Source organism: Pseudonocardia sp. (genome assembly GCF_050250275.1).
In the GTDB taxonomy this organism is placed as follows: domain Bacteria; phylum Actinomycetota; class Actinomycetes; order Mycobacteriales; family Pseudonocardiaceae; genus Pseudonocardia.
Genome location: NZ_JBFWOY010000006.1, coordinates 1 through 20,690, shown reverse-complemented (window position 1 = coordinate 20,690; position 20,690 = coordinate 1). Strand labels below are relative to the sequence as shown.

Annotated in this window: 17 protein-coding genes; 10 read left to right on the top strand and 7 right to left on the bottom strand. The window is 73.0% G+C overall.

The genetic code is table 11. The features are described from left to right. Positions 1 to 9 precede the first annotated feature (9 nt). Complete coding sequence (locus tag AB7F12_RS07840) at positions 10 to 717, top strand: TetR/AcrR family transcriptional regulator (protein WP_428501571.1); 708 nt, start codon at positions 10 to 12, stop codon at positions 715 to 717. Here AB7F12_RS07840 and cydC read toward each other — a convergent pair. Genes cydC through AB7F12_RS07820 form a run of 4 tightly spaced genes read right to left on the bottom strand, consistent with a single transcriptional unit; the run spans position 714 to position 6,669 of the window. Continuing rightward, a complete protein-coding gene (gene cydC / locus AB7F12_RS07835; protein WP_428501572.1) occupies positions 714 to 2,429 on the bottom strand; it encodes a thiol reductant ABC exporter subunit CydC in 1,716 nt (571 codons plus the stop codon). The genes AB7F12_RS07840 and cydC overlap by 4 nt on opposite strands. Beyond that, positions 2,426 to 4,141: a thiol reductant ABC exporter subunit CydD gene (gene cydD / locus AB7F12_RS07830; protein ID WP_428501573.1), complete on the bottom strand. Its 1,716-nt coding sequence runs from the start codon at positions 4,139 to 4,141 to the stop codon at positions 2,426 to 2,428. Before cydD ends, cydC begins: the two co-directional genes overlap by 4 nt. A 25-nt stretch (positions 4,142 to 4,166) precedes the next feature. Further along, the gene (cydB, locus tag AB7F12_RS07825; RefSeq protein WP_428501574.1) at positions 4,167 to 5,168 is read right to left on the bottom strand and encodes a cytochrome d ubiquinol oxidase subunit II; all 1,002 of its coding nucleotides are present in this window, start codon (positions 5,166 to 5,168) and stop codon (positions 4,167 to 4,169) included. A gap of 13 nt (positions 5,169 to 5,181) precedes the next feature. Then, a complete protein-coding gene (locus AB7F12_RS07820) occupies positions 5,182 to 6,669 on the bottom strand; it encodes a cytochrome ubiquinol oxidase subunit I (RefSeq protein ID WP_428501575.1) in 1,488 nt (495 codons plus the stop codon). A gap of 199 nt (positions 6,670 to 6,868) precedes the next feature. On the opposite strand from AB7F12_RS07820, the gene AB7F12_RS07815 reads away from it, so the two are divergent. The 4 genes from AB7F12_RS07815 to AB7F12_RS07800 all read left to right on the top strand — a co-directional run bounded on the left by AB7F12_RS07815 (position 6,869) and on the right by AB7F12_RS07800 (position 13,273). Next, complete coding sequence (locus AB7F12_RS07815; RefSeq protein WP_428501576.1) at positions 6,869 to 8,788, top strand: methylmalonyl-CoA mutase family protein; 1,920 nt, start codon at positions 6,869 to 6,871, stop codon at positions 8,786 to 8,788. Further along, positions 8,785 to 10,983: a methylmalonyl-CoA mutase gene (gene scpA / locus AB7F12_RS07810; protein ID WP_428501577.1), complete on the top strand. Its 2,199-nt coding sequence runs from the start codon at positions 8,785 to 8,787 to the stop codon at positions 10,981 to 10,983. Before AB7F12_RS07815 ends, scpA begins: the two co-directional genes overlap by 4 nt. Before the next feature lie 67 nt (positions 10,984 to 11,050). After that, the gene (gene meaB, locus AB7F12_RS07805) at positions 11,051 to 12,031 is read left to right on the top strand and encodes a methylmalonyl Co-A mutase-associated GTPase MeaB (RefSeq protein WP_428501578.1); all 981 of its coding nucleotides are present in this window, start codon (positions 11,051 to 11,053) and stop codon (positions 12,029 to 12,031) included. Between the two features lie 90 nt (positions 12,032 to 12,121). Beyond that, complete coding sequence (locus AB7F12_RS07800) at positions 12,122 to 13,273, top strand: YihY/virulence factor BrkB family protein (RefSeq protein WP_428501579.1); 1,152 nt, start codon at positions 12,122 to 12,124, stop codon at positions 13,271 to 13,273. Here AB7F12_RS07800 and AB7F12_RS07795 read toward each other — a convergent pair. Next, positions 13,253 to 14,014: an HpcH/HpaI aldolase family protein gene (locus tag AB7F12_RS07795; RefSeq protein WP_428501580.1), complete on the bottom strand. Its 762-nt coding sequence runs from the start codon at positions 14,012 to 14,014 to the stop codon at positions 13,253 to 13,255. The two genes, AB7F12_RS07800 and AB7F12_RS07795, sit on opposite strands and share 21 nt — an antisense overlap. Before the next feature lie 108 nt (positions 14,015 to 14,122). On the opposite strand from AB7F12_RS07795, the gene AB7F12_RS07790 reads away from it, so the two are divergent. After that, complete coding sequence (locus AB7F12_RS07790; RefSeq protein WP_428501581.1) at positions 14,123 to 14,950, top strand: metal-dependent hydrolase; 828 nt, start codon at positions 14,123 to 14,125, stop codon at positions 14,948 to 14,950. A gap of 32 nt (positions 14,951 to 14,982) precedes the next feature. Further along, a complete protein-coding gene (locus tag AB7F12_RS07785; RefSeq protein ID WP_428501582.1) occupies positions 14,983 to 15,849 on the top strand; it encodes a DUF1932 domain-containing protein in 867 nt (288 codons plus the stop codon). 147 nt (positions 15,850 to 15,996) lie between these two features. On the opposite strand, the gene AB7F12_RS07780 is transcribed toward AB7F12_RS07785, so the two are convergent. Next, positions 15,997 to 17,400: an amidase gene (locus AB7F12_RS07780; protein WP_428516452.1), complete on the bottom strand. Its 1,404-nt coding sequence runs from the start codon at positions 17,398 to 17,400 to the stop codon at positions 15,997 to 15,999. Between the two features lie 525 nt (positions 17,401 to 17,925). Here AB7F12_RS07780 and AB7F12_RS07775 point away from each other — a divergent pair. Beyond that, positions 17,926 to 18,969, top strand: coding sequence for an LLM class flavin-dependent oxidoreductase (locus tag AB7F12_RS07775; protein ID WP_428502860.1), 1,044 nt, complete (start codon positions 17,926 to 17,928; stop codon positions 18,967 to 18,969). A 38-nt stretch (positions 18,970 to 19,007) separates the two neighbouring features. On the opposite strand, the gene AB7F12_RS07770 is transcribed toward AB7F12_RS07775, so the two are convergent. After that, positions 19,008 to 19,772, bottom strand: a complete 765-nt coding sequence (locus AB7F12_RS07770; RefSeq protein WP_428502859.1) for a FadR/GntR family transcriptional regulator — start codon at positions 19,770 to 19,772, stop codon at positions 19,008 to 19,010. Positions 19,773 to 19,912: 140 nt separating this feature from the next. On the opposite strand from AB7F12_RS07770, the gene AB7F12_RS07765 reads away from it, so the two are divergent. Both AB7F12_RS07765 and AB7F12_RS07760 read left to right on the top strand, forming a co-directional pair. Next, the gene (locus tag AB7F12_RS07765) at positions 19,913 to 20,452 is read left to right on the top strand and encodes a MaoC family dehydratase (protein WP_428502858.1); all 540 of its coding nucleotides are present in this window, start codon (positions 19,913 to 19,915) and stop codon (positions 20,450 to 20,452) included. Further along, positions 20,449 to 20,690, top strand: a 242-nt coding sequence (locus AB7F12_RS07760; RefSeq protein WP_428502857.1) for a CoA transferase, incomplete at its 3' end; no start/stop codon positions are given. The genes AB7F12_RS07765 and AB7F12_RS07760, both read left to right, overlap by 4 nt.

Below are 20,690 nucleotides of genomic sequence, written 5' to 3'. Positions count from 1 at the left end.
CCTGCGCCGATGACGGGTGTTGCGGGGCCCGACGGGGGTGCGGCCGACGGGCGCGACACCCGGTCGAGGCTGCTCAGCGCGGCGGAGGAGCTGTTCGCCGACCGTGGCAGCGACACGGTGTCGCTGCGCGAGATCGGCCGGGCCGCGGGTGCGCGCAACGTCATCGCCGCCCAGTACTGGTTCACCGACCGCGACGGCCTGGTCCAGGCGCTGCTCGACCGGCACGCCCCCGCGGTGGAGCAGCACCGGCACCGGTTGCTCGACGAGTTCGCCGCCGGCCCGGGGGCCGCCGCCGTCGTCGGCGGACCGGGTGCCGGGGACGCCGTGCACCAGCTGGCCGCCGCCCTGGTCGAGCCGCTGGCCGCGAAGCTCGACCAGGGCGCGGCCGGTGCCGGCTACCTGCGCACCGTCGCCGACCTGCTGACCCGGCCGGTGCCGTCGATGGCGCCGCTGGCCCTCGACCGGCCCGGCGGCAGCATCGGCCGCTGGCGCGCGCTGCTGGAACCGCTCCTGGAACCGGACGCCGTCGAGCTGCACCGGCGGTTCCTCACGGTCCGGTTCGTGGCGGTGGAGACGGCGCAGCGGGCCCGGGCGGGGCGCGAGGACCATCGGCTGTTCGTCAGCCAGCTCGTCGACGCCGCGGCGGGGCTGCTGGGCTCACGGGTGTCGGCGCGCACGCGGGAGCTGCGGGCCGAGCGGCGTGGCGCCCCTTCCTAGACGGGCGCGAGCCGGTGCGCCGACCGGTACCAGCCGTCGCGCGCCAGCAGCTCGGCGTGGGTGCCGTGCTGCACGACCCGCCCGTCGACGACGACGTGGACGGCGTCCATCGCCTGGAGCCGGTCCAGGTCGTGGGTCACCAGCAGCAGGGCCCGGTCGCCTGCGGCGTCGAGCAGGTCGCCCAGGACGGCGTCGCGGGTGTCGGGGTCGAGGTGGGTGGTCGGTTCGTCGAGGACGAGCAGCGTCGCGTCGGTGAGCAGGGCGCGGGCCAGTGCGAGGCGTTGCCGCATGCCGCCCGAGAGCCGTTCGCCGTGTTCGCCGACGTCGGCGCCGAGCCCGCCCGGCATCGCGGCGACGTCGGCGGCGAGCCGGACCCGGCGCAGCACGTCCCACAGGTCGGCGTCGCTCGCGTCGGGGCGGGCCAGCCGCAGGTTCGCGGCGACCGTGCCGGTGAACAGGTGCGGCTGCTGCGGGACGCCGCTGACCACCGCGCGGGCCGCGTCGGCAGGGACGGCGGTGAGCGCCGTGCCGCCGATCTCGACGGTGCCCGAGTCCGCGTCGAGGAACCGGAACAGCACCGCCGCGAGGGTGCTCTTGCCCGATCCGCTGGGGCCGACGACGGCGACCTTCTGCCCCGGCTCGATGTCGAGGTCGAGCCCGTCGAGTGCCCAGGGCTCGCCGGGGGCGTAGCGGACCCGCAGGTCGCGGATCCGGCACGCCCCCGGCGCGAGGACCCCCGTACCCCCGGGATCGCGCACCGCGGGCGGGGTGTCGAGGACGTCGAACAGGCGCCGGCCCGAGGCCCGGACCGCGCCGAGGCGTGCGGCCGCGGCGGGCAGGGGGGCGACGATCTCGAAGGAGGCGAGCGCGGTCAGCACGAGGACCGCGAGGGGGACGGTCCCGAGCGTCCCGGCCTGCACCGCGGCGACCCCGAGCAGCAGCGTCGCCCACAGGGTCAGGCCCGCGACCAGCGCGGACGCGCCTGCGCCGAGGCCGAGCAGCCCGGCGTCGCGGCGGGCGGCGGTGGTGAGCGCGGCGTCGGCGGCCTCGACGCGCGCGACGGCGCGGCCGGTGGCGCCGTAGGCGGCGAGATCGGGGGCGCCGTGCAGTGCGTCGACCAGCGCGGTGCTCAGCTCGGCCCGGGCCGCGGCCTGCCGGGTTCCCGACGCCCGGCTCAGCGCCGCCGCGACGACCGGCACGACGAGCCCGCCGACGGCGAGTCCCGCCGCGAGCAGCAGCCCGCCGGGGACGAGCAGCGCCGTCGCGAGGGCGACCGCGCCCGCCCCGGCGACGACGGCGGCCAGCGGCGGGGTCAGCCCGCGGACCAGGAGGTCCTGGGTGGCGTCGGTGTCGCTGACCAGCCGGGTGACGAGGTCGGGGGAGCGGAACCTGCGGACCGGTTCGGTGTGGGCGAGTCGTTCGTAGACGCGGACGCGGACGTCGGCGAGCGTGCGCAGCGCGGCGTCGTGGGTCACGAGCCGTTCGAGGTAGCGGGTCACGCCGCGGGTGACGCCGAGTGCGCGGGTGAGTACGACCGCGACGGACAGCGCGGTCACCGAGGGGTGCGTCGCGGCGGTGGCGATGAGCCAGGCGGCGAGGCTGAGCAGCCCGGCCCCCGAGGCGGTCGCGGCGGCCCCGGCGAGCACCCCGAGCGCGAACCGCGCCCCCCGCGGCCGGGCCAGCCCGACCATGCGCCGCAACGGCCCGCTCACGACGACACCCCCTGCGGGTGGCGAGCGTCGGCACCCACGAGGGCCGGCGGCGCGCTGTCGATCCGGCCCTCGCGCAGGACGACGGCCTCGTCGGTGATCTCGGCCCAGCCCGCGTCGTGGGCCACGACGATGCCCGTGCGGCCCTGCAGGAGCCGGGCGGTGGCGGCGCGGACCGCGGCGGCGTTGTCGGGGTCGAGGTGGGCGGTGGGCTCGTCGAGCAGGACGAGGTCGGGGTCGCGCAGGAACGCCCGGGCCAGGGCGACACGCTGGCGCTGCCCGGCCGACAGGCGCGCTCCGCGCTCGCCGACGCGGGTGTCGAGCCCGTCGGGCAGCGCGGCGACGACCTCGGTCAGCCCGGCGGCGGCGACCGCGGCGGCGATCTCCTCGCAGGTCGCGGACGGGTCGCCGAGTGCGATGTTGCCGGCGACGGTGTCGTCGAACAGGTGCGGATGCTGCGGCACCCAGGCGACGCGGGTGCGCCAGGCGTCGGCGTCGAGCTCGCTCAGGGCGACGCCGTCGGCGCGGATCTCGCCGCCCTGCGGTTCGGCGAAGCGCAGCAGCAGTGACAGCAGCGTCGACTTGCCGACGCCGCTGCGTCCGGTCACGAGCACGCTGCGGCCCTCGTCGACCCGCAGCGTCAGCCCGTCGAGCACCGGGGTGTCGCGGCCGGGATGGGTGAACCGGACGTCGTCGACGGTGAGCGCGACGGTGCCGCGGCGCGCGGTGTGGGCGCTGCCGGGCACGACAGCGCGCGGGGCCTCCAGCACGGCGAACGCCGACTCGGCGGCGGCGATGCCCTCCATGCTGGCGTGGAAGCGGGCCCCGACCTCGCGCAGCGGCAGGTAGGCCTCGGGCGCGAGGATCAGCACGAGCAGGGCCGTCGTCAGGTCCATGTGGCCGTAGAGCAGCCGGAACCCGACCTCGACGGCGACGAGCGCGACGGCGAGGGTGGCGAGCAGCTCCAGTACGAACGCCGACAGGAACGCGACCTTGAGGGTGCCCATCGTCGCGTCGCGGTGCTGGTCGGTCACCGTGCGCACGAGCGCGGCCTCGGCCTTGGCCCGGCGGAACAGGGCGAGCGTCGGCAGGCCCTCGACCACGTCGAGGAAGTGCCCGCCGAGGCGCTGCAGCAGCGTCCACTGCTTCCGGGTGCGGGCCTGGGTGTGCATGCCCACGAGCGCCATGAACAGGGGGATCAGCGGCAGTGTGGCCGCGATGACGACCGCGGAGACCCAGTCGGCGGAGGCGACGACGACCAGCACCGCGATCGGGACGAGCGCGGCGAGGACGAGCTGGGGCAGGTAGCGGGCGAGGTAGTCGTCGAGGGCGTCGAGGCCGCGGGTGGTGAGGGTGGCGACCTCGCCGGCGGTGGCCGGGCCGCGGCCCGGCGCGTGCCGTCCGTCGGCGGCGGTGACGTGGGCGACGATCCGGCGCCGCAGCTGGGACTTGGCGCGGGCGGCGCTGCGCAGGGCCGCGGCCTCGGCGCCGTAGGCGAGCACGGCCCGCCCGATCGCGACGCCGGCGACCGCGGCGACGAGGGGGCCGAGCTCGTCGAGGCCCTGCCCGCCGGTGGCTCCGCCGATGATGTGGGCGACGAGCCAGGCCTGGGTGAGGATGAGCCCGGTGAGCGCGAACCCGCAGGCCGCGGTGACGGCGACGTGCGTGCGCACGGCGCGCGCCGCGCGCAGCAGGCGGGGATCGAGCGGCTTCACGGTGGTCTCCGGAGGGCGGCGGGTGTCAGTGCGCGGGGGCGATGTGCGCGCGGGTGACCCGGCGCCGGAACACCCAGTAGGACCAGGCCTGGTAGCCGATCACGAGGGGCAGCAGCACCAGCGCGATCCAGCTCATGACCTGCAGGGTGTAGGGGCCGGACGCGGCCCCGGCGACGGTCAGCGACAGCGCCGGGTCGGTCGTCGACGCGATGAGCACCGGGAACATCGACCCGAAGATCACCACCGAGGTGCCCAGGACCGCCACGGCGGTCGACGCGAACCCCCAGCCTTCCCGGCCGCGTCCGGCCAGGCCGGCTCCGGCGACGAGGGCGACGACGGCGACGACCGCGACGGGCAGCGTCCAGCCGGTCGGGCGGTGGGCCAGCGTCCAGCCGAGGAAGCCGACGAGGGCGGGGACGGCGACGACGGCGGCGCGCAGCGCGACGGCGCGGGCCAGGACCCGCACGGGGCCGTCGGTCTTGAGCGACAGGAACACCGCGCCGTGCAGCAGGAACAGGCTGCCGGTGACGAGCGCGCCGAGCAGGGCGTAGGGGGTGAGCAGGTCGGCGGGCCCGGCGTCGACGACGTGGTTCGGGCCCATCGGCAGCCCGCGCAGCAGGTTGGCGAAGATCAGGCCCCACATCAGCGCGGGCACGGTGCTGCCCACGACGATCGCGACGTCCCAGCGTCGCCGCCAGCGGTCGTCGTCGACCTTGCCGCGGTACTCGAACGCGACGCCGCGCGCGATCAGCGCGAGGACGATCGCGAGGAACGGCAGGTAGAGGCCCGACAGCATCGAGCCGTACCAGGCGGGGAACGCGGCGAAGGTCGCGCCGACCGCGGTGATGAGCCAGACCTCGTTGCCGTCCCAGACCGGCCCGATCGAGTTGATCATGACGCGGCGGTCGGTGTCGTCGCGGCCGACGACGGGCAGCAGCATGCCGACGCCGAAGTCGAAGCCCTCGAGGACGAAGTAGCCGGTCCAGAGGACGGCGATGGCGAGGAACCAGATGGTCTGCAGGTCCATGTCTGCGCTCCTGTCAGTAGACGAACGCGGGGACGCGGTCGTCGCCGTCGCGGGCCGTGGGGACCTCGCCCTGCGCGCCACCTGTGTCGTCGTCGTCCGGGTCGTCGGAGGGGTAGGGCATGACCGCGGCCGGGCCGGCGGCGACGTAGCGCAGCAGCAGCTTCACCTCGATGACGGCGAGCACGGCGTAGAGCAGGGTGAACGCCGACAGCGAGATCGCGACCTCGGTGAGGCTCACGCCGGGCGAGACGCTCGCGGCGGTCAGCAGCTCGCCGACCACGGTCCAGGGCTGGCGGCCCATCTCGGTGAGGATCCAGCCGAAGACGTTGGCGGCCAGCGCGGCGGGCAGCCCGAGGATCGCGACGCGGTACATCCAGCGCTTCGACGGGAGCCGGCCGCGGCGGGTGAGCCACAGCCCGAGGACGCCGATCCCGACGCCGGCCATGCCCAGGCCCATCATCAGCCGGAACGACCAGTAGAGGACGGCGATGTTCGGCCGGTAGTCGCCGGGCCCGAACTCCTGCTCGAGCCGCTGCTGGACGTCGTTGATGCCCTGGACGTCGCCGTCGAGGTCACCGGTCGCCAGGAAGCTCAGGACGTCGGGGACCTGGACGTTGATGTGGTTGCGGCCCTCGCGGATGTCGCCGACGGCGAACAGCGAGAACCCGGCGCCCTGTTCGTCGTTCCACAGTGCCTCGGCGCCGGCGAGCTTCATCGGCTCGTACCGGGCCATGAGCTTGGCCTGGTTGTCGCCGGAGAACACGACGAGCGCACCGGCGATCGCGGTGACGGCGAGCCCGAGGCGCAGCGTCTTGCGGAACAGCCCGTCCTCCGACGGGTGCGGCGCGGGGTCGCCGGCACGGCGGGGCCACCGGGCGCGCATCAGCTTGAACGCGCTGACGGCGACGACGAAGAGGCCGGCGGCGATGAAGGCGCCCGAGACGACGTGCAGGTAGGTCGACCAGGCCTGGGCGTTGGTGAGTACGGCCCAGATGTCGGTGAGCCGGGCCCGGCCGGTCACGGGGTCGACGGCGAAGCCGACGGGATGGCGCATCCAGGCGTTGGCGGCGATGATGAAGTAGGCGGAGAAGTTGGTGCCGATCGCGACGATCCAGATGCAGGCCAGGTGGATGCGCCGGGGGAGCCGGTCCCAGCCGAAGATCCACAGGCCGATGAACGTGGACTCCAGGAAGAACGCGAGCAGCGCCTCCATGGCCAACGGGGCGCCGAAGACGTCGCCGACGAACGTCGAGTAGCTGCTCCAGTTCATGCCGAACTGGAACTCCTGGACGATGCCGGTGACGACGCCCATCGCGAAGTTGATCAGGAAGAGCTTCCCGAGGAACCGGGTGGCGCGCAGGTACTCGACCTTGCCGGTGCGGTGCCAGGCCGTCTGCAGGATCGCGACGATCGCGGACAGGCCGATCGTGAGCGGGACGAAGAGGAAGTGGTAGACGGTGGTGATCCCGAACTGCCAGCGGGCGAGGTCGAGCGCGTCCATGGTGCCTCCGGCCTGATGTTCTACGAGCTGTAGTAGTTCTACACCACGTAGAAAGTCCGGTGCCGGTCGTTGTGCTGCGCGACACCGCGTCCGCGTGCGTGAGCCCGGCGACACAGACCGTGCCGGGGTCCGGTGCACCGACCTAGACTCCGCGCAACCCCGCGGCCATCGGCGGCCCGTGGTGCAGGAAGGGAGAACGATGACCCCGCAGGTCGACCCCCAGGTGGTGGAGCGGGGTGCTCCCGAGGAGCCCGACGAGCTCGCCCTCGCCGCCGAGTTCCCGTCGCCCACCCGCGACGAGTGGGCCGTCCTGGTCGACGGGGTGCTGCGCAAGGCCGGCCGCCTGGCCGAGGACGCCCCCGCCGGCTCGGGGGTCGGCAAGCTGGTCCGCGAGACCCTCGACGGCATCGCGGTCCGCCCGCTCTACACCGCCGACGACGCCCCGGCCGCCGCTCTCGAGGCGACCGGCGTCCCGGGCGCCGCGCCCTACGTCCGCGGCAGCCGCGCCCACGGCCACGTCCCCGACGGCTGGGACGTCCGCGCCCGCCACACCGCCGCCGACCCCGCCGCCGTCGCCGCCGCGGTCGCCGAGGACCTCGACAACGGGGTCACCTCGCTGTGGCTCGGGGCTGGGGAGCGCGGCGTCCCCGTCGCCGCCATCCCCGCCGCCCTCGACGGCGTCCTGCTCGATCTCGCCCCCGTCGCCCTCGACGCGGGCGCCGACGCCGAGGCCGCCGCCGAGGCCTTCCTCGCCCACGTCGAGGCCTCGGACGTCGACCCCGCGCAGGTCCGCGGCAACCTCGGTCTCGACCCCATCGGCCTGCGCGCCGCCACCGGCGACGGCCCCGCCGTCGACTCCGTCGTCGGGCTCGCCCGCCGCGCCGCCGAGAGCTTCCCCGCACTGCACGCGATCGTGGTCGACGCCCTGCCCGTGCACGGTGCCGGTGCCTCCGACGCCCAGCAGCTCGGCTGGTCGATGGCCGCGGGCGTCGCCTACCTGCGCGCGCTCACCGGCGGCGGGCTGGACATCGGACGGGCCGCCCGCCTGCTGGAGTTCCGCTACGCCGCCACCGCCGACCAGTTCGCGACGATCGCGCTGCTGCGCGCCGCCCGGCGGCTCTGGTCACGGGTCCTGGAGGCCTGCGGCGCCGCCGACGCCCCCGGCCAGGTCCAGCACGCCGTCAGCTCGCCCGTCGGCACCACGCGCCGCGACCCGTGGGTGAACCTGCTGCGCGGCACCGTCTCCGGGTTCGCGGCCGGAGTCGGGGGCGCCGACGCGGTCACCGTGGCCCCCTTCGACGAGGCGGTCGGGATCGCGACGCCGTTCTCCCGGCGCATCGCCCGCAACACCCAGTCGCTGCTGATCATGGAGTCGCACCTCGCGCGGGTCGTCGACCCCGCGGGCGGCTCCTGGTACGTCGAGTCGCGCACCGCCGACCTCGCCCGGGCCGCCTGGGCGTTCTTCCAGGAGGTCGAGGGCGCGGGCGGTGCGGTCGCCGCGCTCGACTCCGGATTCGTGGCCGACGCCGTCGCCGCGGTCCGCGCGCGCCGGGAACGCGCCGTCGCCACCCGGCGCACACCCGTCACCGGGGTCAGCGAGTTCCCCGACCTCGACGAGAAACCCCTCGAACGCGACCCCCATCCCGCCCCGGCCGACAGCGGGGGACTGCCCGTGTACCGGGCCGCCGCCGCGTTCGAGGAGCGCCGCGACCGGTCCGACGCCTTCCTCGCCGAGACGGGCGCCCGCCCGACCGCGTTCCTCGCGACGCTGGGCCCGGTCGCCGCACACAGCGCCCGCGCCGGGTTCGCCCGCAACCTGCTCAACGCGGGCGGCATCGCCGCCCCCGACGCGGGGGCCACGGCGTCGACCGACGACGTCGTCGCCGCGTTCCGCGAGTCGGGCGCGACCGTCGCCGTCGTCTGCGGCACCGACACCGCCTACACCGAGCGCGCCGCGGAGACCGCCGCTGCGCTCCGGGGCGCGGGCGCGACCCGGATCCTGTTGGCGGGCAAGGCCGACGTCGACGGTGTCGACGCCACGCTGTTCGCGGGATGCGACGCGCTCGCCGTGATCGACGACGTCTACACAGCTCTCGAGAACGGGGAGGACGCCCGATGACCGTTCCCGACTTCACCCGCATCGACCTCGACGGCGGCGCCGCCCCCGCGGCCGCCCCCGCCGGCGACGGCCCGGCGCCGTGGGACTCGCCCGAGGGCATCCCCGTCTCGCCGCTCTACACCGCCGCCGACCTCGACGACGTCGACTTCCTCGCCACCTTCCCGGGCATCGCGCCCTACCTGCGCGGGCCCTACCCGACGATGTACGTCACCCAGCCGTGGACGGTGCGCCAGTACGCCGGGTTCTCCACCGCCGCGGCGTCCAACGCCTTCTACCGGCGCAACCTCGCCGCCGGGCAGAAGGGCCTGTCGATCGCGTTCGACCTGGCCACCCACCGCGGCTACGACTCCGACCACCCGCGGGTCTCCGGTGACGTCGGCATGGCGGGCGTCGCGATCGACTCCATCTACGACATGCGCCAGCTCTTCGACGGCATCCCGCTGGACAAGATGTCGGTGTCGATGACCATGAACGGCGCGGTCCTGCCCGTGCTCGCCCTCTACATCGTGGCGGCCGAGGAGCAGGGGGTGGCACCGGAGCAGCTCACGGGGACGATCCAGAACGACATCCTCAAGGAGTTCATGGTCCGCAACACCTACATCTACCCGCCGCAGCCGTCGATGCAGATCATCTCCGACATCTTCCGCTTCACGTCGGAGAAGATGCCCCGCTTCAACTCGATCTCCATCTCCGGCTACCACATCCAGGAGGCGGGAGCGACCAACGACCTCGAGCTCGCCTACACCCTGGCCGACGGCGTGGAGTACCTGCGGGCCGGGATCGACGCGGGACTCGACGTCGACAGGTTCGCGCCGCGGCTGAGCTTCTTCTGGGCGATCGGCATGAACTTCTTCATGGAGGTCGCCAAGATGCGGGCCGCGCGCCTGCTCTGGGCCAAGCTGGTGGCGCAGTTCGACCCGAAGAACGCGAAGTCGCTGTCGCTGCGCACGCACTCGCAGACCTCCGGCTGGTCGCTGACCGCGCAGGACGTCTACAACAACGTCGTGCGCACCTGCGTCGAGGCGATGGCCGCCACCCAGGGCCACACGCAGTCGCTGCACACCAACGCCCTCGACGAGGCCCTCGCGCTGCCGACGGACTTCTCCGCCCGCATCGCCCGCAACACCCAGCTGCTGCTGCAGCAGGAGTCGGGGACCACCGACGTCATCGACCCGTGGGGCGGCAGCTACTACGTCGAGCGCCTCACCTACGACCTCGCCCGCCGCGCGTGGGCGCACATCAGCGAGGTCGAGAAGGCCGGTGGCATGGCCCAGGCCATCGACGCCGGCATCCCGAAGCTGCGCGTCGAGGAGGCCGCGGCGCGCACCCAGGCCCGCATCGACTCCGGGCGCCAGCCCGTCATCGGCGTCAACAAGTTCGTCACCGGGTCCGACGAGCAGATCGACGTCCTCAAGGTCGACAACGCCGGCGTGCGCCGCGAGCAGCTGGAGAAGCTGGAGCGGCTGCGCCGCGAGCGCGACTCCCGCGAGGTCGACACCGCGCTGGAGAGGCTCACCGGCGCCGCCGCCGCGATCGCCGAGGGATCGGCCCGCGACGCCTCGCAGAACCTGCTGGCCCTCGCCGTGGACGCCGCCCGCGCGAAGGCCACCGTCGGGGAGATCTCCGACGCGCTGGAGAAGGTGTTCGGGCGGCACTCCGGCCAGATCAGGATCATCTCCGGCGTGTACTCCGAGGAGGCCGGGCGCAACCCGGCGATCGCCCGTGCCCGCGAGCTCGTCGACGAGTTCGCCGAGGAGGAGGGCCGCCGGCCCCGCATCCTCGTCGCCAAGATGGGCCAGGACGGCCACGACCGCGGCCAGAAGGTGATCGCCACCGCGTTCGCCGACCTCGGCTTCGACGTCGACGTGGGCCCCCTGTTCCAGACCCCCGGCGAGGTCGCGCGCCAGGCCGTCGAGGCCGACGTGCACGTCGTCGGCGTCAGCTCGCTCGCCGCCGGGCACCTCACGCTGGTGCCGGAGCTGCGTTCGGCGCTGGCCGAGCTCGACCGCGCGGACATCATGGTCGTCGTCGGTGGCGTCATCCCGCCCGCCGACGTCCCCACCCTGCTGGAGATGGGCGCCGCCGCGGTGTTCGGTCCCGGCACGGTGATCGCGGAGGCCGCCGTCGACCTCGTCGGGAAGCTGACCGCCACGCTGCACGGGGACGACACCGACACCCCGCCGAGCTCGACCTGACGCAGCCCCGGATCATGATCGAACCAGCCTGACGCCGGACCCGGCGCAGGGGGACAGAAGGAGGCTCGTGGCACGGCGCATCGACGTCGACGCGCTCACCGACGGCGTGCTCGGCGGGTCGCGGTCGCTGCTCGCGCGGGCCATCACCCTCGTCGAGTCCCACCGGCCCGACCACCGGCTCGCGGCGCAGGAGCTGCTCTCGCGGCTGCAGCCGCACGCCGGGGGAGCGCGCCGCGTCGGGATCAGCGGTGTCCCCGGCGTCGGCAAGTCGACGTTCATCGAGGCCCTCGGCACCCGGCTCACCGCCGACGGCCACCGCGTCGCCGTGCTGGCCGTCGACCCGTCCTCGACCCGCACCAAGGGCTCGATCCTGGGCGACAAGACCCGGATGGCCCGGCTCTCGGTCGACGAGAACGCGTTCGTCCGGCCCTCACCCAGCGCCGGCACGCTCGGCGGCGTCGCCCGCGCCACCCGCGAGACCATCGTGCTCATGGAGGCGGCGGGGTTCGACGTCGTGCTCGTGGAGACCGTCGGCGTCGGGCAGTCCGAGATCGCCGTGTCGGAGATGGTCGACACCTTCCTGTTCCTCACCATCGCCCGCACCGGCGACGCGTTGCAGGGCATCAAGAAGGGCATCCTCGAGATCGCCGACGTCGTCGCCGTCAACAAGGCCGACGGCCCGCACGAGAAGGAGGCGCGCGGCGCGGCCGCCGAGCTGCGTGCGGCGCTGCGGCTGATGACGCCGGCCAGCGAGTCGTGGCGCCCGCCCGTGCTGCCGTGCTCCGCGCAGACCGGCGCCGGCCTCGACGACGTCTGGGCGGCCGTCGAGAAGCACCGCGCCACCCTCGACGGCACCGGGGAGCTCGCCGACCGCCGCGCGGCGCAACAGGTGGGGTGGATGTGGGCCATGGTGCGCGACCAGCTCATGGACCGGCTGCGTTCCGACCCCGGTGTCCGGGAGCAGCTCCCGGCCCTCGAACGGGAGGTCCGCGCCGGTGAGATGCCGCCGAGCGTGGCCGCTCGCACCGTGCTCGACCTGCTCGGCTGACGCCGGCGGACGCACGAGGACCCGTTCGGGCCGGTCACGGCCCGGCCACGGATCGGGCGCGACATGCTGCGGTGGAGCATCCTGGACGGCGTGACCGAGCTGCACACCGGGAAGGACGGGTCCACGTCCCCGCCCGGTGACGAGCCACGCCCGGCATCCGCGACCCCCGATTCCGCGACCCCCGACCCCGCGACCCCCGACCCCGCGCCGGCCGTTCCCGTCGAGCAGCCCGTGGACGAGACCGAGGAGCTCCCCGCCGTCGCCGAGGTCCACGACGGGAAACGCACGCGCGCACCCGGGGCGCGGCGGCTGATCACCCGCACCCTCGGGGGCGCCTGGGACGACAACATCTTCTCCGAGTCGGCGGCGGCCGCGTTCTGGCAGACGCTGTCGCTGCCCCCGCTGCTGCTGGGCCTGCTCGGGGCGCTCGGCTACATCGGCGGCTGGTTCGGCCCGGACACCGCGGAGATCGTCGAGAACCGGATCGTGGCGGCGACCAGCGGCATCTTCAGCCGCAACGCCGTCGACGAGATCATCGCCCCGACCGTCTCCCAGATCCTGACGACGGGCCGCAGCGAGCTGATCTCGCTCGGCTTCCTCATCTCACTGTGGTCGGGGTCCTCGGCGATGTCGTCGTTCGTCGACGCCATCACCCGCGCCCACGGCCAGTACGGCATCCGCAACCCCGTGTGGCAGCGCATCCTGGCGCTGCTGCTCTACCTGGTGGGGCTCGTCGGCGGGATCATCGCGCTGCCGCTGCTCGCCCTGGGCCCCGACCGGCTGCCCGGCATCCTGCCCGAGCCGTGGCGGCCCACGGCGATCACACTGATCTCCGACCTGTACTACCCCGTCATCGGCATCATCCTGGTCCTCGCGCTCACCACGCTCTACAAGGTGGCGCTGCCGGCCAAGCCGCCGTGGTGGCGCGGGCTGCCCGGCGCGCTGTTCGCCGCCGTCGTGTTCCTGGTCGGGGTGACGGGGCTGCGCGTCTACATCGACTGGCTCACCGGCACCGGCTACACCTACGGTGCGCTGGCCGCGCCGATCGCGTTCCTGCTGGCGGCGTTCTTCATCGGCTTCGCGATCGTGCTCGGCGCCCACCTCAACGCCGCCATCCAGGAGCTGTGGCCCGCCCGGCTGTCCGACCGCCGGGGCGCGCTGGAGAAACGCGAACCGATCGAGGGCCCCGACGGCCCGACCGACCCGACCCCCGACGGCGGGTCACCCGCGCCGCAGCGCTGACGCGCCACCGGGCCGGCTCGCCGCCAGCTCCGCGGCCGCCATCTCGGCGAGCAGCGCGCCGTCGCCGCGCACGAAGAAGTACGTGAACCCCAGCTCCCGGAAACGCTGCACGTGCCCCGCCGAGGCGCAGAAGATCCCGACCGGCATGTCCCTGGCCCGGCAGGCCTTGACCACCGTGTCGAGCAGTGCGTCGTAGTCGGCGTCGCCGTCCTGGGCCGACGTCGGCAGGCCCATCGACAGCGCCAGGTCCGACGGGCCCACGAACACCGCGTCCACCCCGTCGACGGCGACGATGTCGGACACCGCCTCGACGGCCGCGACCGACTCCACCATCACCGCGCACACCGGGTCGGCGGGAGCCGACGTCATGAACCCGTGCCGCGTCGGCCCGTAGCTGCGGGTGCCGCGCGGGGGCCAGCGGCACGCCGACGCCGCCGCGGCCGCCTCCGCCGCGGAGTTCACCATCGGGACGACGACACCGGCCGCGCCGCGGTCGAGCGCCTCCGTGATCGGGGAGGGCTCGTTCCAGTGGACCCGCACCATCGACGGGGTGCCGGTCGCCGCCAGCGCCTGCAGCATCGGCAACAGCGCGTCGGAGCCGATGAGGCCGTGCTGGGTGTCGACGCACACCACGTCGAACCCCACCGAGCCGATCACCTCGGCCGTCGCCGATCCGGGCAGCTGCAGCCAGCCCCCGACGGCGTCACCGCGCAGCACGTCCACAAGTCCGCTCTCACCCATGATCCCCACCCTGCCGCACGGGCCCCCCGGCGCGCCTGACGATGCGTGCAGACCGGGCCGCCTACAGTTCCTCGAGCCGTCCGCGCGCAGGGCCGGGCGCGGTGGGAAATGGTGGGGCGCACGGTGCTCGGGGTCAGTCATGCCCTGTCGGGAGCGGCTCTGGGGCTCGGCGTCGCCGGGTTCGCGACCGGCTGGTCGGGGGCGCCACCCGACGCGGGCGGGGTGCTGACGTTCGCGGCCGTGTGCGCCGGCGCCGCGCTGCTGCCCGACCTCGACCATCCCTCGTCGATGGCGACGACCCGGTTCTCGTGGGCCTCCGCCGTGGCCTCGAAGGTCGTGCGCCCGCTCTCCGGGTTCGCCTACCGGCTCACCCGCGCACCGCGCGACACCGGCCGCGGCACCCACCGCGGGCTCACCCACACCGCGCTGTTCGCCGTCGGCCTCGGGCTCGGGATCAACGCCGCCTCGGCCGCCTGGGGCGCACCGGTGCTGCTCGGCACCCTCTTCGTCTGCATCGCGCTGGCCATCAAGGGTCTCGACGCGATCGTCCCCGGCCCGCCGTCGCTGCTGATCGCGGCCGGCCTCACCTACGCCGTCGACGCCTGGATGCCCGGCGGTGTCGACGGCACCGCCGGCTGGCTCGGCACCGCGGTCACCCTCGGCGTGCTCGTCCACTCGGTCGGCGACGCGGTCACCGAGTCCGGGGCGCCGCTGCTGTGGCCGCTGCCGATCCGCCGCCGCCGCTGGTACCCCGTCGGCGGGCCGCGGCCGTTGCGGATGCGCACGGGCGGGCGGGTCGAGACGCTGCTGGTCGCGCCGGCCCTGGCCCTCGCAGTGTTCCTGCTGGTGCTGCTCGTCGTCCCGGGGGCGGGTGAGCTCGCCCTGCAGCTGCGGGACCGGGTGGGGGACCTGCTCGCCGTCCGCGAGCCCCGCTGACGGCGCGTCGCGCGATGGGTGATGATGCCGAGGTGAGCAATGCCGAGGTGAGCCACGCAGCCGTGCTGCCCGACCGGCCCGTCGTCGGGATCCTGCATCCCGGCGCGATGGGCGCCGCCCTCGGGTCCGCGCTCAAGCCGCGGGCGGGGGCGGTGGTGTGGGCGGCGGCCGGGCGCAGCGACGTCACGTCCAAACGCGCCGAGATCGCCGACCTCGTCGGGGTCCCCGACGTCGCCGAGCTCGCCCGGCGCAGCGACGTCGTCATCTCGATCTGCCCGCCGCACGCGGCCCTCGACGTCGCGGGCCAGGTCGCCGACGCCGTCCGCGACCACCCCCACCCACCGCTGTACGTCGACGCCAACGCGGTCTCGCCCGCCACGGTCGAGAAGATCGCCGCGCTGTTCGACCGGGACCGGGTCGTCGACGGCTCGGTCATCGGTCCCGCGGCGTGGGAGGCGGGGCGGACCGTGCTGTGGCTGGCGGGCACGGCAGCGCCTGCCGTCGCGTCCCTGTTCGAGGGCTCCCCGTTCGCGGCGCGGGTCCTCGACGCGGACCTCGGCGCGGCCAGCGCGCTGAAGGCGTGCTTCGCGTTGCACACCAAGGCGTTGCCCACGATCTGGGCCGTCATGACGGCCGCCGCGCGCGACTACGGCGTGCTGGCGGACCTGCGCGCCGAGGTGGGACGCATGGGCGGGGACCTCGACGCGCAGCTGGCCGCGCTCGGGGGGAGGTCGGGCGACCGGGCCTGGCGCTGGGCGGGGGAGATGGACGAGGCCGCCGACACGGTCGCGGCGAAGGGGCTGCCCGACGGCTTCTCCCGCGCGGCGGCGGAGGTATACCGCCGGCTCGCCGCCGGAACCCTCGACCTCCAGCTGTACCGACCGGAGCGACCCGAGTGATCGTGAACGGGGAGTCGCGATCGCCGACCGGGTCGGGGTCGCTCCCCCGAACCGGTCACCGGGTGTCGACCCGTTGCCGGATCAACCGGCTCCGCCGTGTCGACCGGGCCGCGGGCCGTTCCCTGTCCGCTGCCGCTGAGCGGTGGCCTACTTCTCGAGCAACCGCGGCAAGGTGCAGTGCACGTTCGTCAGTTCCTGGAAGCCCAGTGCGAGTGTCAGTGCGACGTCCTCCTGGAACGGCGGCACGACGAGCTGGATCGACGTCGGACAACCCTGTGCGTCGTGGCCTGTCGGAAGGACGAGGCCGGGCACCCCGGAGAGGTTGCACAGCATCGTCGAGCGCGACTGCGCTTCGTAGAGGGGAAGCTTCTGCCCGTTGATGTCGACGGTGAGCTCATCCAGGTCGGGAGCGGTGGACGGAGTCGCAGGCAACGCGATGACGTCCACGTCGCGGAAGGCATCGGCGAGCTCCAACTGGAGTTCGTGACGGAACTGCAGGGCTCGGAGGTAGTCAGCGGCAGAGGTCAGGAGGCCGGCGTGCATCCGCTGGAGCAGGACGGGGTCGTAGTCGCCGAGGCGGCCGGCGTGCTCCGCGTGGGTCACGGCGGCCTCGGTGAACAGCACCTGGTATCCGACAGCCTGGGCGAGCCCTGCCGATGGCAGGCGGATGGGCGTGGTCCTGGCGCCGGCCTGTCGGAGCACGTCGACGAAGGCGTCGTACCCCTCCTTCACCGCGTCGTCACAGACGTCGAAGAAGTAGGAGTCGGGGATGCCGATGGTCACGTTCTTCGGCGGCCACGGGGCGTCGCCGACCTGTGTCGGATAGTGTTGTGACCGCGGGTCGAGGTTGTCGTGGCCTCGGATCACCTGGAACAGGCGCGCGGTGTCGGCTGCGCTGCGCGACATCGGTCCCACAGTCTCCGTGGTCGGGGACAGCGGCACGGCCCCGGTACGGGGAACAGCGCCGAGTGTGGGTTTGAGCCCGGTGAGGCCGCACCAGGCCGAGGGGACTCTGATGGAGCCGCCGGCGTCGGATCCGATGGAGATCGGGTAATAGCGCGCTGCCAGCGCAGCGCCGGATCCGCTCGAGGACCCTCCGCTCCAACGAGTGGTGTCCCAGGGGTTGCGGACGGGGCCGTTCAGGGGGTTCCACGGTCCGCCGATCGCGAACTCTGTGGTTCCCTCCTTGGCGACCAGGACGGCTCCGGCTGCTTCGGCGCGTCTGACGACGGTGGCGGTCTGCGTTGCGACCCGGTCGGCGTGGAGTCGTGAGCCGGCGGTGGTCCGTTCGCCGGCAACGTCGAGAACGTCCTTGACGCCGAACGGAACGCCCTCGAGCGGGCGAGGCGTGCCGGCCTCCCAGCGGCGAGCAGCCTCCTCGGCGGACTTGTCGGCGCGCTCTCCGATCACGGTGACGATGGCGTTGAGTGTCTCGTCGTAGGCCGCGATCCTCGCCCTGCTCGCGGCGAGCACGTCGATCGGCGTGGTGTCGCCGTGGGCGTACGCGTCGAGAAGTGCGTCGATACCCAGCGTTGCGAAGTCGGCGGTCACTGGTCGGCCCCTGTGGTCGACGTGCCGGGCGTACCGGGACGGGAGCTCCAGCAGGCGTCGGGGTGCAGCCATGCGTCGCCGAGGGCGTGGTCGGTTCGGCCCGACATCAGCCGCACCGGTCGAGCGCGGAGCGCCTGGCTCGTCGCCTCGTTGCCCGCGACGGCCGCTGCCAGGTCCTCGGTCTCCTTCGGGCTGAGGTCTCGACCGAGGCGAGCCGCACGAGCCCTCAGGACGGGAGCTGCGAGATCACTGTCGTCCATCAACATCTTGCTTCCTCCGAACAGGTTCCTGCTCCGTCGTCGGGGCTCCGAGGAGCACCGACGACGCTCTCGTCGGAGGAGAGCGTCGCCCACCGTGCTCCTTGACGTCAATATGTCGGACGTTTAAAGTCCCTTCCCATCAAGGACGCGGTCGCCTGAGGTCTGCGGCCCGGTCACGTGCGGCTGATCGGATGGCGTCGGACATTGACGCGATCCGTTCTTCAGCCATGCGGTCGCTGGTTTTCCACTCGACGGGAGGCTCGATTTGAAGCTCGGACTCTTCATGCCGACGATGAACAACGGGTGGGTGTTCTCCACCAACTCGCCGCAGTTCGTTCCGGACTGGTTCTTGATGGAGCAGACCGCCCTGAAGGCGGAGCACTACGGTTTCGACTTCCTGCTCGCGCCGGTCAAGCTGCGCGGGTTCGACGGCCCCACCGAGCCCTGGAACCACACCCTCGACTCTTTCGCGGTGATGGCGGGACTCGCTGTCCGGACGAGTCGTCTCAAGCTGTACGCCTCGGTGGCCACACTGACGACACCCCCGCCTCTGTGTGCCAAGCAGGCCGCCACCATCCAGGACATGGCGGGCGGACGGTTCGGCCTCAACATCGTCACCGGCTGGGAGAAGCCCGAGTACACCCAGATGGGCATCTGGCCGGGCGACGAGCACTTCTCCAACCGCTACGACCACGCGACCGAGTACGTGAAGATCATGAAGGAGCTGTGGGAGACCGGACGCTCGAACTTCAAGGGCGAGTTCTTCCAGATGGACGACTGCATGCTCGGCCCCGAGCCGAAGCATCCGATCGAGCTCGTCTGCGCGGGTGGCTCGGATCGCGGGATCGAGTTCTGCGCCGAGCTCGGCGACTACCAGTTCCTGGTCGGAAAACCGGAGGTCGCGGACCTGACCATGCAGTCAGAACGTCTGCAGAAGGCGACTGTGGCGAGCGGTCGTCGGGTCGGGGCCTACCCGCTGTACACCGTCGTCCTGAGGGACTCCGTCGCCGAGGCCGAAGACGCCGTCGAGAGCTGGCGCGAACACCAGGACTTCGAGGCCGTCGCCAACATGATGGGGATCGCCTCGACCGACACCTCGACCGACGAGGCCTCGACCAAGAACATCATGCTCGGGTCCGACGGGTTCATGTTCACCATCGGGCGGATCATGGGCGATGCGAAGACCGTTGCCGACAAGATCAGGGAACTGAGTGCGGTCAACGGCGTGTCCGGGATGATGCTGACGTTCCAGGACTATCTCACCGACATCGACCGGTTCGGCAAGGAAGTCGTGCCGCTGTTGAAATAGCCGTTGCATTCGGGCGGCGGTAGCGCAGGCCGCTCGCTCTACCAGGACCCGGCGCGTTGGTAGAGCGAGCGGAGGTCGTTCAGATGCGTCCGCATTTCTTGCTCCGCGGCGGCCGGCTCGCCCGCTGCGATGTGCTCGGCGATAACCCGATGCGACTCGTTGGCCTGGTCCCATTCAGAACTCTTGACGACCTCGGCCCGGTGCAGCCGGGTGCGCAGGACATCGGCGACCGGCTGACCCATCATCGTGAACATGAGGTTTCCGGTCGCCATGAGGATCGTGGCATGAAAGTCGAAGTGTTCGGAGTAGCTCTTGGGGTCCAACGGCTCCCGCTGGGACTCCGCGGCCGCGACCACGGCGCTGACCGTCTCGGCATCCGCGCGCTCGGCCGCCAGGCGTGCAGCCATGGGTTCGAGGAGAAGCCTGGCCTCCAAGAGGTCCTCGAGCCGCAGGCGCGGGGTGTCCACCAGGATCCCGAGGCTGGCGCCGAGGGCGGCCACGGTCCGCTCCGGGTCCGGTGCGGACACGAAGGACCCCCCGGTCGCTCCGCGCCGGGTCTCGATCAGGTTCTGGCTGGCCAGCACGCGCAGCGCCTCGCGAATGGTGCCGCGGCCGACCCCGAACGCCTTGCCGAGTTCGGGCTCGCTCGGGAGGCGGTCCCCGCTGCCGATCTGCCCGCTGACGATCTGGGTGCGTAGCTCGTCGGCGATCTGCTGGTACGCGGGGCGGATGCGCTGCACGCGCAGATGCACCTTGCGGCGCGCCGCGGCGGGTGCGGTTCTCGCGGTGACGTGTTCTGCCATGGACCAGCCACCACTCCAGAAATCGACGCTGCGGCACCACCCTACGTCGCATGACGTGAGGGGCTGAGTGCGGGAGCACTTTTCACCGCATCGAGCAATACCAGCTTATGTAAGACATATGACCTTTTCAAGGAGTTGCCATGCCAGGGCTGCGCGAGGGCTGGACCGGTCGGTTCTACGAGGACTTCGGGGTCGGCGACGTCTACCAGCACCCGCTCGGCCGCACGATCACCGAGACCGACAACAGCTGGTTCACGCTGCTGACGATGAACACCAACCAGGCGCACTTCAACGCGCAGGTCGGTGAGTCCTCCGAGTTCGGCCGGATGCTGGTGGCCTCGCCCCTCACGATCGCGGTCGCGATCGGGCAGTCGGTGGTCGACACCACCCAGAACGCGTTCGCGAATCTGGGCCTGGACGACCTGAGGCTCACGGCGCCCGTGTTCGCCGGCGACACCCTGTGGTCGGAATCGATCGTGCTGGGCAAGCGGGAGTCCGCGAGCCGGCCGCAAGCCGGGATCGTCACGATCCGGACGCGGACGTTGAACCAGGACGCGGTGGAGGTGCTCACGTTCCGGCGCACGTTCTACGTGCACCGGCGGGGCGCCGAGCGCGCTGCCTCCTCGTTCCCCCAGGCTGCGACGCCGTTGTCGCTGGACAACGAGCCGGTGCGCCGGTGAGGCCGTTGGAGGACGTGCGGATCATCTCTTTGGAGCAGTACGGCGCCGGGCCGTTCGGGTCGATGCATCTGGCCGAGCTGGGTGCGGACATTGTGAAGGTCGAGGACCCGTCTGTTGGTGGGGACGTGGGCCGGCACGTCCCGCCGTTTGCCGAGGACGGGGACTCGTTGTTCTTCGAGTCGTTCAACCGGGACAAGTCGTCGGTCACTCTCGACATCCGCACCCGGGAGGGTCGTGG